Origin of the sequence: Streptomyces aureus, assembly GCF_001418135.1 — a bacterium.
GTDB lineage: Bacteria > Actinomycetota > Actinomycetes > Streptomycetales > Streptomycetaceae > Streptomyces > Streptomyces aureus_A.
Genome location: NZ_LIPQ01000144.1, coordinates 1 through 16,607, shown reverse-complemented (window position 1 = coordinate 16,607; position 16,607 = coordinate 1). Strand labels below are relative to the sequence as shown.

The 16,607-nt window shown below is 70.4% G+C and carries 12 protein-coding genes and 1 tRNA gene; 8 read left to right on the top strand and 5 right to left on the bottom strand.

Features of this window, described 5'->3' with window-relative positions:
- The coding region (locus AOK00_RS14280) for a TIGR03086 family metal-binding protein (RefSeq protein WP_055600687.1) at positions 1-503 on the top strand (503 nt) is incomplete at its 5' end.
- A 65-nt stretch (positions 504-568) separates the two neighbouring features.
- Here AOK00_RS14280 and AOK00_RS14275 read toward each other — a convergent pair.
- Entirely contained in the window at positions 569-1,510 is a 942-nt protein-coding gene (locus AOK00_RS14275) for an SMP-30/gluconolactonase/LRE family protein (RefSeq protein ID WP_079042000.1), read from the bottom strand.
- A gap of 252 nt (positions 1,511-1,762) precedes the next feature.
- Here AOK00_RS14275 and AOK00_RS14270 point away from each other — a divergent pair, with 252 nt between their 5' ends.
- Positions 1,763-3,004, top strand: a complete 1,242-nt coding sequence (locus tag AOK00_RS14270) for an MFS transporter (RefSeq protein WP_079041999.1) — start codon at positions 1,763-1,765, stop codon at positions 3,002-3,004.
- A gap of 147 nt (positions 3,005-3,151) precedes the next feature.
- Here AOK00_RS14270 and corA read toward each other — a convergent pair whose 3' ends face one another.
- The 3 genes from corA to AOK00_RS14255 all read right to left on the bottom strand — a co-directional run bounded on the left by corA (position 3,152) and on the right by AOK00_RS14255 (position 5,857).
- Positions 3,152-4,234, bottom strand: a complete 1,083-nt coding sequence (gene corA / locus AOK00_RS14265; RefSeq protein WP_055600688.1) for a magnesium/cobalt transporter CorA — start codon at positions 4,232-4,234, stop codon at positions 3,152-3,154.
- Positions 4,235-4,549: 315 nt separating this feature from the next.
- On the bottom strand, positions 4,550-5,278 hold the full coding sequence (locus AOK00_RS37130; protein ID WP_254047366.1) for a hypothetical protein: 729 nt from the start codon (positions 5,276-5,278) through the stop codon (positions 4,550-4,552).
- Between the two features lie 505 nt (positions 5,279-5,783).
- Positions 5,784-5,857: transfer RNA gene (locus tag AOK00_RS14255), tRNA-Met, on the bottom strand.
- A 444-nt stretch (positions 5,858-6,301) separates the two neighbouring features.
- Here AOK00_RS14255 and AOK00_RS14250 point away from each other — a divergent pair.
- Both AOK00_RS14250 and AOK00_RS37125 read left to right on the top strand, forming a co-directional pair.
- Positions 6,302-7,027 carry a hypothetical protein gene (locus AOK00_RS14250; RefSeq protein ID WP_055600686.1) on the top strand — a complete coding sequence of 242 codons (726 nt, stop codon included), beginning with the start codon at positions 6,302-6,304 and terminating at the stop codon, positions 7,025-7,027.
- 244 nt (positions 7,028-7,271) lie between these two features.
- Positions 7,272-7,763 (top strand): hypothetical protein, encoded by a 492-nt coding sequence (locus tag AOK00_RS37125; RefSeq protein ID WP_079041998.1) that lies wholly within the window; start codon positions 7,272-7,274, stop codon positions 7,761-7,763.
- Between the two features lie 360 nt (positions 7,764-8,123).
- On the opposite strand, the gene AOK00_RS14245 is transcribed toward AOK00_RS37125, so the two are convergent.
- Entirely contained in the window at positions 8,124-9,764 is a 1,641-nt protein-coding gene (locus AOK00_RS14245; protein WP_055600685.1) for a hypothetical protein, read from the bottom strand.
- A 318-nt stretch (positions 9,765-10,082) separates the two neighbouring features.
- Here AOK00_RS14245 and AOK00_RS14240 point away from each other — a divergent pair, with 318 nt between their 5' ends.
- The 4 genes from AOK00_RS14240 (at position 10,083) to AOK00_RS14225 (ending at position 16,444) form a co-directional block, all read left to right on the top strand.
- Positions 10,083-12,149, top strand: a complete 2,067-nt coding sequence (locus tag AOK00_RS14240) for a WD40 repeat domain-containing serine/threonine protein kinase (protein ID WP_079041997.1) — start codon at positions 10,083-10,085, stop codon at positions 12,147-12,149.
- Between the two features lie 319 nt (positions 12,150-12,468).
- Entirely contained in the window at positions 12,469-13,533 is a 1,065-nt protein-coding gene (locus AOK00_RS14235; RefSeq protein ID WP_055600683.1) for a sugar ABC transporter substrate-binding protein, read from the top strand.
- Positions 13,534-14,047: 514 nt separating this feature from the next.
- On the top strand, positions 14,048-14,467 hold the full coding sequence (locus AOK00_RS14230) for a DUF4440 domain-containing protein (RefSeq protein ID WP_055600682.1): 420 nt from the start codon (positions 14,048-14,050) through the stop codon (positions 14,465-14,467).
- Between the two features lie 435 nt (positions 14,468-14,902).
- On the top strand, positions 14,903-16,444 hold the full coding sequence (locus tag AOK00_RS14225) for a M4 family metallopeptidase (RefSeq protein ID WP_079042001.1): 1,542 nt from the start codon (positions 14,903-14,905) through the stop codon (positions 16,442-16,444).
- The last annotated feature ends 163 nt before the right edge of the window (positions 16,445-16,607 follow it).

Below are 16,607 nucleotides of genomic sequence, written 5' to 3'. Positions count from 1 at the left end.
GCCCGGCGCAGCTCGCCGGACCGTCCGGCTGCACCGGCTGGACCGTCCGAGAGCTCGCCAACCACCTCGTCCTCTACACCTCACACGGCCTCGAACACCGAGCCTTGCGCACCGAGCTCCCCGACGACCTGGTCACGCGCGACTTCACCGCCGACGCCGACTGGCCCGAGCGGTACTCCGCCCAGCTCGACCGGGCGCTCGCCGCCTGGGCGAAGCCCGACGCATGGGACGGCGACGTCGACTTCGGCGGCGGCAGCAGTGTGCCCGCCGGCGAAGTCGCCGCCATGATCGTCGCCGAACTCGCCCTGCACGGCTGGGACCTGGCCCGTGCGACGGGCCAGGACTTCACACTTCCCGAGGACACCGGCGCCTACCTTCTCGACGTCGTCGAGCGCTACGCCGAGATGTACCGCGCATACGAGGGCTTCGCCGCCCCGGCCCCGGTGAACGCCGACGCCCCCGCCTTCACCCGTGCCCTCGCCACGAGCGGCCGCACACCCTGAGACCCGCCACGCACTGGCCCGCCGAACGGCCGCCAGGCCCTGTCAGGCGCCCCGGATCGTGCTTTTCAGGGGCGGGGGCCCGCCGGCGCGAAGGCGAGGCCCGTCGGCGTGTTCAGGCCGGTGGTCGGGAGGGTGGTCTGGCCACCGCCTGCCTCCTCGACGCGGACCACCCGGTTGTTGAACCCGTCGGCGATGTACAGGCCGCCGCAGCCGTCGAGCGCGAGACCGAGCGGGTCGCTGAGACCGCTGGTGGGGACGGTGGTCTGGCCGCCGCCCTTCGCGATCTTCACCACGCGGTTGTTGCCACTGTCGGCGATGTAGAGGTCCCCCGCCGCGCCGAGTGCCAGTCCGGTCGGCTGGGAGAGGCCGACGGTGGGGATCGTGGACTGGCCGCTCCCGTCACCGGCCACCTTGACGACGCGGTCGTTGACGAAATCGGAGATGTACAGGTTCCCGGCGGTATCCAGCGCCAGCCCCCAGGGGTGCAGCAGACCTGATGTCGGTACGGTCGTCTGGGTACCGTCGGCCACGGACACCTTCACGACCCGGTCGTTGAAGCTGTCGGCGACGTACAGGTTCTCCGCCCGGTCCAGGGCGAGCCCCAGAGGGCGCACGAGTCCGTCGGTGGGGACGGTGGACTGGCCGCCTCCGTGCGCCGCCATCACGACCACGCGGTTGTTGCCGGTGTCCGACACGTAGAGGCGGCCCTTCACGTCCCCGACCATGCCCGTAGGCCGTACGAGACCCTCGAAGGGCACGGCCGTCTGACCGCCGCCCCTCGCGGGCAGGGCGACGACCCGGTTGTTGCCGTAGTCGGACACGTACAAGGGCGCAGGGGCGGAGGGCCGGCCGTCCGGCGGCGGGGTCGCGTCCGCCGTCGTCGTGGGCAGCGTGCACAGCGCCACGAAGCCCACCGCGGCGGCGAGCCGACGGGCCCATCGGCGCGAGGCGCGCCCCTTCAAGGGCGCGAGCGTGACCGTTCCGGACTTGGCCCTCGTACCTGCCATGGCTCCCCATCAGATCTCAGCGGCCGGCCCACTGCCACGCCTCCCCCGACCATAGGAAACGGCACCGGCCACTGCAGGAACCACGCCGCCCACCCGCCTCCAGGCCACCCCGACGTCCCAGACACCGGCCATTCACTGGCATCGGGGCGATCGAGCACGCGCCGATTCCGGGCGACGGTGACGTCGCTTAGCTGCCAGCTTCCTGTGTGCGACGCCAGTTGGAATGAACGCCTACGACGAGCCCCGCACAGGATGGCAACCATGACCTCGACGAACGTCCCTGCCGCGCAGGGCGCCGGGAGAGCTGAAACGCCTGCCCGCTCTCCGCTGGCCGGGTGGCCGGCTGTGGTTTCGGTGATGCTGGGGATCTTCTTGATCGTCACGACGGAGATCCTGCCGATCGGCCTGTTGACCAGAATCGGAGCCGGATTCGCCATCTCCGACGGCACGGTCGGGCTCATGATGACCATGCCTGGCTTCCTCGCCGCGTTCTCCGCACCTGTGATCACCGTGGCGACCTCAGGCGTCGACCGCCGTCTGATGCTGTGCGTGTTCATGTTGCTGCTGTCTCTTGCGAACCTGCTGGCAGCCGCGGCGCCTGGATACTGGCTTGTGCTGATCTCCCGGGTCGTCGTCGGCGTGGTCATCGGCGGCTTCTGGTCCATCAGCGCCGGCCTGGCCGAACGCCTGGTACCCGCGGAGTCGGTCGGCCGTGCCACCTCGGTGATCTTCTCCGCGGTTCCGCTCGGCTCCGTCCTGGGTGTTCCAGCGGGCACCTTCATCGGGGATCTCGCCGGCTGGCGTACCGCCTTCGTCGCGATGGGGGTCCTCAGCATCGCGGTCCTGATCATGATCGTCCTGACGATGCCGCCGCTGCCGCCCGGCGAGGCGGCCCACCTGGGTGTGCTGCGCGGCATGCTGAAGGGTGTCAACACTCGCTTTGCACTGCTTCTGACGTTACTGGTGGTCCTGGCGCACTTCGGTACGTACACCTACATCACGCCGTTCCTGGAGCAGGTCACCGGCGCCGGAACGCACACGATCACCGTCTTCCTGCTGGCCTATGGGGCGGCGGGAGTCGTGGGCAACTTCCTGGGCGGCGCGAACGTCGTACGCCGTCCCAGAGTCGTGTTCGCCCTCGCGGGCGCGTTGATCGCCACGACAACGTTCCTGCTTCCCGTCCTGGGACGCTGGCCGGCCGGTGCCGCCGTTCTCCTCGTCGTCTGGGGCATCGCCTACGGTGCCGTGCCCGTCTGCTCCCAGAACTGGTTCACCAAGGCGGCTCCCCACTCGCCCGAGGCGGCATCGGTGCTCTTCACCGCTTCCTTCCAGGCGACCATCTCGCTGGCCGCACTGACCGCGGGAGGCATCGTGGACCACACCTCCCCCTCCACGGTCATGGTCTTCGGCGGCCTCACCGCCGCCCTCATGGTCCCGGCTGTCTGGTCCCACTTCGCACTCCGCATCACATGGCCAGACCACCCCGAAAGGTGATGAACCAAACAGCCCGTCAGCCCGCTTCCTCGCACAGACCGCGGACTGTGGCAGCCGGGTGCACGAGGTGCGAGCGGCCGTTCGCACCTCGTGCACTCGGGGTGCGAGCGGCCGTTCGCCGTGTCCGGGCCGGAGGCCCGGAATCCGTCAGAGCCAGCCGTTGCGGCGGAAGCCGCGGTGGATGACGAAGCAGGCGACGGTCATGACGCCGAGGACCAGCGGATAGCCGTAGGTCCAGCGCAGCTCGGGCATGTGCTCGAAGTTCATGCCGTAGACGCCGCAGACCATGGTCGGGACCGCGATGATGGCGGCCCAGGCGGTGATCTTGCGCATGTCCTCGTTCTGCGCGACGGTCACCTGGGCGAGATGGGCCTGGAGGATCGAGTCGAGCAGGGCGTCGTACGAGGCGACCTGCTCGGTGACGCGCGCAAGGTGATCGGCTACATCGCGGAAGTACGCGCGTATCTCGGCCGCGACGATCGGCACCGGCTCGGACGCCAGTCGCTGCAGCGGCCGCCCCAACGGTGCCACGGCCCGCTTGAGTTCGAGGAGCTCGCGCTTGAGCTGGTAGATCCGGCCGACGTCACTGCGGTGGCCCTGCTCGGAGAAGACCGCGGTCTCGATCGCGTCCAGGTCGTCCTGCACGGCCTCCGCGACGGCGAGGTAGTCGTCGACGACATGGTCCGCGATCGCGTGCAGCACCACGGAGGGCCCCTTCGCGAGCTGCTCGGGCTCCGACTCCAGAGCCTCACGGAGCGGACCGAGCGAACCATGCCCCCCGTGGCGGATCGTGATGACGAAGTCGGTTCCGATGAAGGCCATCAGCTCGCCGGTGTCCACGACCTCGCTGGTGGCGGTGAGCTCGTCGTGCTCCACGTAACGCACCGTCTTGAAGACGGCGAACAGAACGTCGTCGTACTGCTCCAGCTTCGGCCGCTGGTGGGCGTGGACGGCGTCCTCCACCGCCAGCGGGTGCAGCTCGAACAGCTCCGCCAGCCCCGCGAACTCCTTCTCCTCCGGTTCATGCAGACCGATCCACACGAAGCCGTCGCCCGACTTCCGCACCCGCCGCACCGCCTCCTCCACCGAACGGACGCCGTCCTGCCGCACCCCGTCCCTGTAGACCACACAGTTGACCACCGCGCTGCCGAGCGGCGAACGCGACGGGTGGCTGAGGTCCACGGCACGCCGGTATGTCCGGCGGACGGCGCTGCGCAGGCGGTGAATCATCGACACGAGGTGCTCCTTCGGCAGATCGCCGGCCAGTCTGCCAGCAGCCTGTTTCGGACAACAGTCGGTCCCACTGCGCGCTACGAGCCCGGCCCGTGTGCCTGGACAGCAGGGACGAGCCACGCCCGGCCTGCTGGACGTGTCCGTCCCGGCGGCGGTCTCCGTCGCAGGCTCAGGCCGAGGAAGCGGTGCGGAGGCCGCGCACTCGCTGGAGAGCCGGTGACCAGGAAGCGATCCCAGCCGGGTACGGTCGTCGAAGCGGCCGGGTCAGATCCTGACGAGGGTCGTGGGAGGTCCCGATGTCGACGCCACAGGTCAGGTCGCGGCGGGGATGGAGCGTGCTGCCGCGAGCTTGGCCATCGTCCGGAGCCTCGCGAAGTAGGAGGCGCAGTACTCCGAGTCGATCAGAGTCACGATCTTGTCGAGGTCGGCGATGCACGCCCAGAGGATGGCGATGCCACTGTCGTCGAGCCCACCGTTCAGCTCCCTCTGAACGAGGCCGGCGACATCGGCGTCCAGGAGGATCAGCTCCACGCCCTCGACGTCGATGCCGCGGAAGCCGTCGGGGTACAGGGCACGCCGGTGTTCTTCCCACAGTAGGGCGAGTTGGTCTTCAGGCTGTGCGCTGCCCGTGTCGACGGCTGCCGTCTCTGCCGCGGAGGGTGGGCGGAGAAGAAGGGCGACAGCGTCGAAGACGGCCCGCACCGTGGCGATGGCCCCGGCCGGGCTGAGGGCGGCACTCGTCACGGTGCCTTGCGTGAGGCTGTCGCGCAGTCGGCGGCCACGGTCGAGTTCGGCCGCGAGCTCGACCGTGATGAGCCCGGTGCCCGTGGCACGCCTGATCAGGATGTGGAGCGGTCTGCTCAGGGCCAGCCGCTCGACGAGGGCGCACTCCAAGGCGATCAGGGAATGCGTGACGGCGACGGTGGCGAACTCGTACCGGTAGTAGGAGTGCCGGATGAGCTCGCGGGACGTTTCCAGCGCACTCATGACGTACATCGACGCACCGTCGGGCATGACGAGGTCGGCCACCAGCGCGTCCATGTCCGCAAAGTCAAGAACGACGCCGCGGGCACGCGGGTCCTGTACCGGCAGGGAGAGCGGACCGGGCAAGGGCGGCAGGGTGGTCACCAGTGCAGTCTCGTGATCTGCAGGTCGTGGTGCCATCGATTTTCCTCGGAGCGTTCGGCGACCCCCTTCGCTGGCGACGCACGGCTGGCGGCCCGCATGGCCAGTGACGGCTCGCAGCGCCGAGACCTGGATGATTCATTTTGAGGGGTTCAGTGGTCGTAGGCGGTCAGGGCCCGCATGACCGGCCGGCCGGAGTGGTCGTTGTGCCAGATCGCGGCCGACTCCCTGCGGAAGGTCCACTTCCGGGACGACCGCCTGCGCGAGGACCCCGCGCAAAGTGCGTCTCCATGACCCGCTCCTCCTGGAGTCCGAGCTGCGCAGACCGCGTCCCTCAGCCGCAGTCTCCGATGAGGACACTCGCCGGAGTCGGCACGCATGAGGCCCGGATCCACAGGATCCGGGCCTCATGTCACGTCAGTAGCGGGGACAGGATTTGAACCTGCGACCTCTGGGTTATGAGCCCAGCGAGCTACCGAGCTGCTCCACCCCGCGTCGGTGCACACCACACTACGCCACCCACGGCACCCCCAAAACCACTTTTCCCTGTCACGCGCGCGACGTCGTGCGCCCGCCCGGTGCAACGTGCGACGGCTTCCCGGGCGGGCTCTGCCCTCATCGTCCGCCCATGCGCCCGCGGGCGCACGCCGGGCGGGGTGTCAGCAGGCCTGCTGTTTCTCGCGCTTCTTCTGCATGGCGGCGGCTGCCACTGCGCGGAGGACGACCTGGGGGCGACATGGTGAGTGGCTCGAGGGCATAGGCGTGATCGCCTTCGCCGACCGCGCCGTAGGCCGACGGCTGCGACCTCGGTACGCGCACGATCGAGCCGCACACCGTGCTCGCGGGCGGACTGCCAGCCGGGTCGCTCGGGAGTGCCATCACGACCAACCCGCAAACCCGGACTCGCCCCTGACCATCTGGGCAAGGTTCAATGCCGGAGTGGCCACCTGGATAGATGTGCATGACTGCTGGTTTGAGATCGGTCGTGTTCCGGAGCTCTTGAAGCAGGTCGAGCACGATGACGACCCAGCAGCGTGGAAGGAACTGGGATGGCGGCTCGTTCTCGAGCATGACCTGGTGTCCCCGGCCAGTTTCGCTGCCCTGCCGCGCCTGGTGCGTCTCGCGCCGCGCAGCGCGCGGGCGCGGCACCTGGCGGGGGAGATCCTCGAGCGTGCGGCAGGCCACCATGGCTGCGACGATCTCCTGGCGGATTGCGCCGGCGCCATTGCGGAGTTCCGCGAGGTGCTGGGTCAGCACCTTCGGTCGCGGCCGGCTGACTTCCTCAAGTCCTTGCGTGCTCTGCTCGCGGTCGAGGAGGAGTACCACTGGGCGGCGGTCCTTGGCGACTTCGAGGATGACTTCTATCCCATGATGTGTCCGCACTGTGGCGTCATGGTCAGTATCGCCATCGGCAACTACGGGCGGTACTCGGCGACCCAGGACTGGGACCTGGGTGATGTGGAACGAAGGGGCCTGCGGCCGGCGGGCGCCGAGGAGCTGACCGGAACTGGAAGGTGGATGTTCGAGATGGCCGTCAACGCAGGTCAGGAGGAACTCGCCGACGGGATTGCCCATCTGTTCGGACGTGCGGAATGCCCGCTCTGCGCCAGCGTCTTCAACATCGCGGACGAGTACACCTCCGACAACCGCCCGGTCATGCGATAGCCGCAACAAGACCGACAGTGGCCTGGCCACGCCGCACGCACGAAGCCAGGCCCGCGTCGCCTTCGGCCCGCCCGCGGCAAGACCCACTTGGGGGCTGTGCCTTGATACGCCCATCCTCACCTGCTCCAGGAATCGCCCTGCGAGCCACAGAGAGTGGTCCCCATTCGGCCTAGTGACACGCGCTCTGGGCATGGGCCGCTCATAGCGTGGGATGACGCCTGCACGACACCCAGGAGGACTTCCGATGAGCAGTCGCAGCGTGGTCGCCGGCATGGCCCTGGCGATCGCCTCTGTCGCCCCGTTGTCCGGCGTCGCTCACGCTCAGGATCTCGACTGCCGCGACTTCCGCTTCCAGGAAGACGCCCAGGCGGAGTTCGGCCGGGACCCCAGCGACCCGAACCTGCTCGACGAAGATCAGGGACCTGACGACGGCATCGCCTGCGAAGCACTGCCCAGGCGCACCAGCACAGGCGCTGTGCCGCCGGTGGATCGGAGCGCTACTCCCGCCCCGCGTGTGAACCCGGGCGCCCCTACCGTCCCGCCGGTGAACCCGAGTACCAGTGCCGTTCAGCCTGCCCCCGTTGTCCCGAGCCGCGGTACCCGGGCGGGACTCGGTGGAGCATCCGGTCCGTCCGGTCTCAGCGTGGGCATCGGCCTCGCTCTGGCCGTCGGGGCCACCGTGGCGGGCGGCTACCTCACCACACGGCGCCGAACCCGCGGTTCGAAACGGCCCTGAAGGATGCCGACACGCTTCCGGCTGTCGTAGTTGACAGGATCCAGCCCTCGACGACCCTTCCGTTCTCCGTCATCGCCACACCCGCGAGGTGCCGGTATTGATCGACGTATGGCTCGGGTGAGCCGCACGGATACTGGGTGATGGGCGCATTCTCGTCCTGCCGGGCCGCGTCCACGGACAGGACTGACGGCTGTCGAAGTTCCGTTTCCGGCGAATGCGAGCGCGTGCTGGACAGACCATCGGTGGGCCGATGAGGTCGTCCCCGACGATGACGAGGTGTCCGTCCTTCGCGGTACTGCGGCAGTCCGTACCGCCATGGAGGAGGACGGGCCGCACCGAAGGCCGCCCGTGGCGCCTGCGTCAGTCCCGGCAGCAGCCGTACGCCGCGGCCACCTCCGCCAGCCCCTCCAGGCCGCCGTCGGTGCCACCGTCCGCGCCCACGCGGGCGAGCAGGAGCACCCGGGCCGGCACCCCGGCGGCCGCGTACGCGGCGAGCCGGTGGTGACCGTCCAGTACCGCACCCACCAGCCACCGCTCCTCGTGCCGTGCCTCCACATACCGGTCGTCGATCCAGCCGAGGACCACGGCGGCGGGCCGCTCCCCCGCTGCTATGGCGGCCGCGTGCCGGGCGACGGTCGCCGGGTCGAGCGCCTCCGGCGGCTGCGAGGGCAGAACCGCGCCGTACGTGAACGGCACCCGGCCACCCGGAACGGGCTCGGTGAGCTGGAAGTGCGAGACGCCTGGCCAGTGGTCCTCGGGACGGTCGCCGTCGTATGCGGAGTCGTCGCCGTCCTCCTCCGCCCGGGCCGCCGCACGGCGGTACCACCAGGACCGGGCCGGCTCGGTCACGCGCTCCAACGGGAGGTCGAGCAGGAGGGCGCGGTAGTGACCGGTCTCCAGCTCGCCGAGCACGGGGCTCCATTCGGCGAGCAGCGCGGCGTCGAGCCGGTCCAGGCCGGCCAGCCGCCCGCGCATGCGAGCCGCGATCCACCTCGCTGCGTCGTCCGGCCAGTCCAGCAGCGTCAGGCCCAGCTCGCACGTGTCGCAGAACGAGCCGACCCGGTACAGCGGCTTCCCGTCGATCGTCAGGGACCGATCCCACCGCGGCCAGGAGGAACCGGGCGACGGCGGGTCGAACGCGACCCTGATCCGGCCCGCGCCTCCGTCGACGGAGAACCGGGCCCACGCGCCGGACTCGGCGACGAGGTCCCGCACCGCCATGGGTGCGCGCTCGGTGCGCCCGTCGGCCCAGGCGGCGCGCACGGCTGCCGCGTACGCCGCCCCGCTCGCCCGCTCCGGCAGGAGCGGGTCGCGTCCGGTGAGCCGTACGAGCGCGTGATGGACGTCGTACACCCGCTCCTCGCCGCTCTCGGCCAGCCATCGGAGCAGATGCGGCACGGCCGCGGCATCGCCCATCAGCTCCAGTGCGACGGCGAACGCGGTGTGCTCGAGCCCGGTCACCTCGGACAGTCGGCCGGCGATCGGGGCCGTCCAGTCGCGGGCACCGAGGCGGCCCAGTGCGAGCGCGGCGCGGCCGCGCGTGGCAGGGATGCCAAGGAGGGCTCCGAGACCCGGGGCGAAGGACGGGTCGCCGGAGAGCCCCATGGCGTCGACGAGTTCGGGTGCGGGCGGGCCGTCGGCGCGAGCGCCGCTCCCACCGGATGCCCGTGTCTGTTCCCCGTACGTGCGCAGCAGGTCCGCGGGCAGCCGTAGCTCGCGCGCCACGGCGGCCCGCAGCAGGTCCTGGCGGTCATCGGCGGCGAAGACCGGCTCGGCGAGCAACCGCAGCAGCGCCTCGTCACCGGTCTCGCCGAGTCCCCGCAGGAGCCGGACGAGGTAGGGGCGGAAGGCGGCCCGGTCCGCGTCCGACCGGTACAGCTCCTCGACCGCCTCTGCGAGGCCGCCGGGCCGGTCGCTGTTCAGCACGTACAGCGCGGTCCACGGGTCGTCGGCGCACAGAGCGGCGCGCAGACGTACCCGGACGGTGTCCTGATCCCCCATGCAGGCAGTATCGACCATGAACGGGAAGCACCGGCTGCGGGAAGTCGCCCACTGGCTCTGCGCACGAGACTCCGTTCCGGCTCTCTTCCGTGAAGCGCACGCGTCGAGCGGCGACGGCTCAGGGATGGAGGGCCGCGCGTCTCCGTGTCGGAACGGCTGTTCCTCGGGGTTGCGGCGTTTGGGCGAGCATCCCCAGGGCCCCTCGCTCGCGGATGCGCCGCTCCTGGGTCCAGGCCAAGCCCGCGACGGTTTCGGCCACTTCAGCGGTTGACCGGCCCTGACGCGGACGCGGGACGACGTGGCTCTAGGGTAACTGGCATGACGAGCGCAGCCGGAGAGCTGGTGAGTGGGCGTTACCGACTGGTCGAGGCGATCGGTCGCGGCGGCATGGGCCGGGTCTGGCGTGCTCACGATGATCGCCTCGACCGTGAAGTGGCAGTCAAGGAAGTGCTGGTGCCGGACGACGCGGCATCGGGTCTGCGGTCCGAACTGATCGCGCGGACGGAGCGGGAGGCGCGGGCCGCAGCCCGGCTCCGGCACCCGGGCGTGGTGGCCGTGCACGACGTGGTCCACCACCGTGGCGTTCCGTGGATCGTGATGGAGTTCGTCGCCGGTCCCTCGCTCGGGGAGCTCGTCCGGACCCAGGGCCTCCTCGGCTGGGAGCGCGTCGCGGACCTCGGCGTCGGGATCGCGGACGCCCTCGCGCACGCCCATGCCGCCGGGGTGGTGCACCGCGATCTCAAACCTGACAACGTCCTCCTCGCCGGTGACCGACCGGTCATCGCCGACTTCGGCATTGCCCGGCTCCTCGACGCCACCCAGCACCTGACGGCAACTCACACTGTCATCGGCACCCCGCAGTTCATGCCGCCGGAGCAGCTGGAGGGCCGCCGCGTCGAGGCTCCGGCGGACCTGTGGGCGCTCGGTGCCACGCTGTACGCGGCAGTCGAAGGACGGCCGCCGTTCGACGGGCCGACCCTGACCGCCGTCATCACGGCCGTGCTGACGCAACCCGCCCCGGCGTCCGCACACGCGGGGCCCCTGGCGGCCCTGCTCAACGAGCTCTTGGAGAAGGACCCGACGGCTCGTCCCGACGCCCAAGCCGCCGCGAAGAGGTTGCGAGCCCTCAGGGGCACGGCAGGCGGGCCCGAAGCCCCCGCGCGCACGCCCACGGTCGTTGTGGACCTCGCCTCCGCACCCGACCCCGGCCCTGACCGCGTGCCTGCCCCCGGTACCGGTCACGGGTTCGCCGACATGCCGACCGCCTCCGCCGTTCCCGACGCGCTCGACGCCGGTCCGCGTCGTACGGATCGGCCCGGCCCGCGCCGTCGCAGCGTCCTCCTGGGCGGACTGGCCGCGCTCGCCGCGGTGGGGGGAGCGTCCGCCCTCGCCATGAGGCAGTTCAACGGGGACGAGGCCAAGGCGCCCCCGCCGTGGACCGCGCTCACCGGCGCGCGGAGCCCTGTCCTGACCCTGGCGTTCAGCCCCGACGGCAATATCCTTGCCGGGGGGTGCCAGGACGTCACCGTGCGCCTCTGGAACGTGGCCGACGGCAGTCTTGCCGCCACCCTCGAAGTGCCACCGGACCCGGCCCGGGACGACTATCCGATCGAGGTGCGCGAGGTCCGGTTCAGCCCGGACGGCAGGACCCTGGCCACCGGTACCAACGGCCCCATACCTCGTGTGCACCTCTGGGACGTGGCGACGCGCGCCCTCACCCGCACCTTGGATCGCAGTGGCCCGGTGTCGTATCCGATGGCGTTCAGCCCGGACAGCAGGACCATCGCGACCGACGGCGACGACGAGATCCTGCTCTGGAACGCCGCCACCGGCGCGCTCACCGGCACGACAGGGGGTGACTGGGACGCGGTGACGGCCCTCGCGTTCAGCCCCGACGGGAAGACCCTCGCCATCGGTGACGAGGAAGGCACGCTCCGCCTGTGGGAGCCGGGATCGGGCTCGGAGCCCAAGGCGCTGAAAGTTGCGGACAGCGGTTTGCAGTCAATGGCGTTCACGCCCGACGGAAGCGCCGTCATCAGCGGGGGCGAGAGGCTGCGCCTGAACGGCCGGACCGACTCGAGCATCACGCAGTTCGGCTCGGAGAGGGCCGAGTGGGTGATGCCCAGTCCGGACGGCGACTCGATCGCAAGCGTCGCCCAGGTCGACGGATCAACGAAGCTGCTCCTGTGGTCCACCGCGACCCGAACCGTCACCGGCGAGGCCGGGCTCGGCGAAGGACTGGGCTCCGTGCCGGTCGCCCTCAGCCCCGGCTGGGAGAGGCTGGCCACAGGTGGCGACGGCGACTCGGTGCGGCTGTGGTCCTTCTCGCCGCACAACCCGCCCGGGTACGTCCACACACCCACGCCCACGAACTCCGCCGGCTGACCTCCGGCACGACCGCCCCGACGCAGCTCAGCCAACGCCGGCCCGGCTCACAGCCAGGCGCCGAGCCCGGCCCACCGCTACTTGAGGTCCATCTCGCGAGTACCGGTATGGCCGCATTCATCCATGTTGTAGGGGCCGCGCCCCGCATCCGACAGCGAGCGTCTTATTGCGCTCGCATCCCATCTCGCATTCATCTACATAACGGTAAACACTGTTGCCATCTCGTTAAACGTTTACTTCTTGACGACAATGTGACGGCCTTGTTGACTTCGTGCCACCTCGGCCGCAACGTCGCGGCCTCGTCAGGGAGGCAACCCCAATGAACGCAGTGACGCGTCGCGCCGTCATAGCCACGGCCGCGGTGTCGATGGCCCTCTCGCTCGCCGCCTGTGGCCAGGCCGGCGGCGACGACAGCGGTGACAAGGGCAGCTCGACCAAGATCGGCCTCCTCCTTCCGGAGAACAAGACAGCGCGGTACGAGGCGCTGGACAGACCCCAGTTCGAGGAGGCCGTCAAGGGCGCCTGCCTCACCTGTGAGGTCGTGTACAACAACGCGGTCTCGGACGTGGTCAAGCAGAAGCAGCAGTTCGACCAGCTCGTCGCCGACGGCGTGCGGGTCATCGCGCTCGGCCCGGTCGACGCGACCAAGGCCGCAGGCTGGGTCAAGGAGGCGCGGGGCAAGGGCGTCAAGGTCGTCGCGTACGACCGCGCGATCGACGGCGCGGACGCCTACGTCAGCCACGACAACACCAAGGTCGGCGAGCTCCAGGGCGAGGCTCTGGTCTCAGCCCTCGGCGCCAAAGCCGCTTCCGCCAACGTCGTGATGATCAACGGCGACGAGAAGGACCCGACCGCCGGTCTCTTCAAGCAGGGCGCCCACACCGCCCTCGACGGCAAGGTCGGCAAGATCGCCTACGAGGCCTCCGGCGAGTGGGACCCGAAGATCGCCGGCGAGAAGATGTCCGCCGCGATCTCCTCGGTCGGGAAAAACAAGATCGGCGCGGTCTACTCGGCCAACGACGGCATGGCCGGCGGCGTCATCACCTCCCTCGAGAACGCCGGCATCAAGGGCATCCCGGTCGGCGGCCAGGACGCCGAGATCGCGGGCATCCAGCGCATCATCGCCGGCACCCAGACCTTCACCATCTACAAGAGCCCGCTGCAGCTCGCCCCCAAGGCCGCCGCGTTCGCGGTCGATCTGCTGATGGACGTGCCGCTCCGCGCCAAGAGCGAAACCAACGGCGTCCCGTCGACCCTCCTCGACCCGGTGGTCGTCGACAAGACGAACATCCAGTCCACCGTCATCGAGGAAGGCATCTACACGGCCGCCGAGATCTGCACCCCCGAACTCGCCTCCGAGTGCACGAAGTTGGGCCTCAAGTAACCTTCGGCCCACGCCGGGAGCAGCCGGACCCTTCGCACCCGCCGACGTCTTCACCACCCCGCCGCTCTCCACCTGGGGGCCGCCCCCAGCCATGCTCCGTGTATAAGAGGTGAAGGCTCAACTCGGCGGCTGCGTAGGTGTAGAGCGGTCAAGCGAGAGCACTTGTCGATGGGCTTCGCCAACACGCGCCGTGCCCGGCGGCCGGCGGTGCCCGGCGGCCGGCGGTGCCCGGCGGCCGGCAGCGCGTGCATGGTGGCGTACTGGACACGGGTGCGGCTCGACCGACCGGTGGGCCGTCGGCCTGGGGAAGTTGGACGGCGATTCTCCGAAGGAGTGCTCCCGCTCGGGTTCGATGGCCGCAGGAGCGAGGGGTGGAGGCAGGCGCCCACGCCGCATCCGTCAGCTCACCACGACCCACCACAAGATCAATCATCAGATGGCACCAGGGGTCGCCGCCGCTGAAGGCCGCCCGGCCGCCGAGGGCCCGCCGGCCGCGACCGGGCATCATGTCGCCATGATCCAGAACGACCGGCGCGCGCCCGAGGCGCTCCCGCAGCATCCGGACGTCACCGAGGCGATCGTCCGGGAGCGACGCCTCCACGACCCCTCCGTCCGCCTCTCCGGCCCCGTCGCCGAAGCCCTCTTCGACCCCGATTTCAGCGAGGTCGGCGCCTCCGGGCGGCGGTGGACGCATGCGGAGATGGTCGCCGCCCTGCCCACGCTCCACGGCGGCGCCGAGACCAGCACCCCCATCACCGCAGAGCACTTCGAGGGCACGGTCCTCGCCCCCGGAATCGTTCACCTCACCTACGAGACCCATATCGGGGGCCGACAGGCCCGCCGTTCGTCGATCTGGCGCCGCGACGCCGCCGGGGAGTTCCGGCTCTACTACCACCAGGCCACGCCGGTGCCGGACGGGACGGCCCGGCCGTAGGGTCCGTCTGGAGGTTGTCTGCCACCCCCGTCGGGCTCTGGGGCCTTCGCATGGCACCGCGGGCAGCTCTGCGGTGCCGTCACGCCAATGGGCTCGCGGGTGAGGGCTGCCCTCGTACGGTCAGCGGCGCGGCACCCGCGCCGCGCCGGCAGTCCCGCCTTCCCGTCGCGGGGCGGGCTTCTCGCCGCCCGCCTCCAGTGAGGCCGAATGGACAGTCAACTGGCCGCATAGCGGACACGGTTCGCTGCCCTTCGGACAACAGATGGTCAAATCCTTGTTGCATACCTGTCAAACGGGCTCTTTCGCTGGCACGCTCGCAGCCGCACCACACCCCCCACGATCCCCACGCTTTTCAGCGAAGGAGCCCGCGTGACCCGCCAGCAGTCCTCGCACCGCCGTACCGCCACCGCCGCCGCCCTGATCGCATCGGCCGCCATGGTCGTCGTCGGAGTCCAGACCGGATCCGCCAGCGCCGATGCCCAGCGCGAGGCCGGCGCGACCGCGCTCGTGCTCTCCGGCGCCCAGCGTGCCGCCGCCGTCCAGGAGGCCCAGGCCGGAGCCGCCGCCACGGCCAGGGCCATCGGCCTCTCCGGCCAGGAGAAGCTCGTCGTCCGGGATGTCGTCAAGGACGCCGACGGCACCGTGCACACACGGTACGAGCGCACCTACGAGGGTCTCCCCGTCCTCGGCGGCGACCTCGTCGTGCACCAGAAGAAGAACGGCGCCCGCGCCACCACCAAGGCGACCAACGCCCGCATAGCCGTGGCGAGCACGGCCGCCTCGGTCACGGCCACCACCGCCGGCAAGGCCGCCGTGGCCTCCTCCGACGCGCGGTCCGCCGCCCCCGCCTCGTCCCGCAAGGTGATCTGGGCGGCCACCGGCAAGCCGACCCTCGCCTGGGAGACGACCGTCACGGGCGTCCAGGCCGACGGCACCCCGAGCGAGCGTCACGTCATCACCGACGCGACCTCGGGCAAGGAGCTGTACTCCTACGAAGCGATCGAGACGGGCACCGGCCACACCCAGTACGGCGGCCAGGTCACGCTCGGCACGGCGCCCTCGTACACCCTGACGGACGCCGCGCGCGGCGGCCACAAGACGTACGACCTGAACGGTGGCACCAACGGCACCGGGTCCCTGTTCACCAACAGCACGGACACCTGGGGCAACGGCCTGGCGACGAACCGGGAGACCGCCGCCGCGGACGCCCACTACGGCGCGGCCGTCACCTGGGACTTCTACAAGAACGAGCTCGGCCGCAACGGCATCCGCGGTGACGGTGTCGCCGCCTACTCCCGGGTCCACTACGGCAACGCGTACGTCAACGCCTTCTGGTCCGACTCCTGCTTCTGCATGACGTACGGCGACGGTACGGGCAACCTCAAGCCGCTGACCTCTCTCGACGTCGCCGGCCACGAGATGTCCCACGGCCTGACCGCCTCCACGGCCGGCCTGCGCTACAGCAAGGAGTCGGGCGGTCTCAACGAGGCCACCTCCGACATCCTCGGGACCTCGGTCGAGTTCTACGCGGCCAACGCCACGGACGCCGGGGACTACCTCATCGGCGAGAAGATCGACATCCGCGGCAACGGCACCCCGCTCCGCTACATGGACAAGCCGAGCCGTGACGGCAACTCCGCCGACTACTGGTCCAGCAGCGTCGGCCGCCTCGACGTCCACTACTCCTCGGGCCCGGCCAACCACTTCTTCTTCCTGCTGTCCGAGGGCAGCGGCGCCAAGACGATCAACGGCGTCTCCTACAACTCCCCCACCAGCGACGGCTCCACCCTCACGGGCATCGGCCGCGCCAAGGCCTACAAGATCTGGTACAAGGCCCTCTCCACGTACATGACCTCCTCCACCAACTACGCCGGCGCCCGCACGGCCACCCTCTCCGCGGCCACCGACCTCTACGGCGCGGGCAGCGCCGAGTACAACGCGGTCGCCAAGGCCTGGACGGCGATCAACGTCAAGTAACCCCCCGCGGGGTCGCCCGGCACGCACGAAGCCGGGCGACCCGCCCACCCCCTGCTCACCACCACCAGAGGCGCCGTCACCGGCGCCCTCACGGTGCGGGTGCCGTCCTCGTCCCACGGCCAGGTGCATCCTCATCGGCCCGTGCTCCTCGATGATCCGAGGG

Coding starts and splice junctions, on each gene's coding strand:
- AOK00_RS14270 (WP_079041999.1), top strand. CDS start 1,763: ATGGCAACCATGACCTCGACGAACGTCCCTGCCGCGCAGGGCGCCGGG.
- AOK00_RS14235 (WP_055600683.1), top strand. CDS start 12,469: ATGAACGCAGTGACGCGTCGCGCCGTCATAGCCACGGCCGCGGTGTCG.
- AOK00_RS37125 (WP_079041998.1), top strand. CDS start 7,272: ATGAGCAGTCGCAGCGTGGTCGCCGGCATGGCCCTGGCGATCGCCTCT.
- AOK00_RS14240 (WP_079041997.1), top strand. CDS start 10,083: ATGACGAGCGCAGCCGGAGAGCTGGTGAGTGGGCGTTACCGACTGGTC.
- AOK00_RS14245 (WP_055600685.1), bottom strand. CDS start 9,764: ATGGGGGATCAGGACACCGTCCGGGTACGTCTGCGCGCCGCTCTGTGC.
- corA (WP_055600688.1), bottom strand. CDS start 4,234: ATGATTCACCGCCTGCGCAGCGCCGTCCGCCGGACATACCGGCGTGCC.
- AOK00_RS14275 (WP_079042000.1), bottom strand. CDS start 1,510: ATGGCAGGTACGAGGGCCAAGTCCGGAACGGTCACGCTCGCGCCCTTG.
- AOK00_RS14225 (WP_079042001.1), top strand. CDS start 14,903: ATGGTCGTCGTCGGAGTCCAGACCGGATCCGCCAGCGCCGATGCCCAG.
- AOK00_RS14230 (WP_055600682.1), top strand. CDS start 14,048: ATGATCCAGAACGACCGGCGCGCGCCCGAGGCGCTCCCGCAGCATCCG.
- AOK00_RS37130 (WP_254047366.1), bottom strand. CDS start 5,278: ATGGACGCGCTGGTGGCCGACCTCGTCATGCCCGACGGTGCGTCGATG.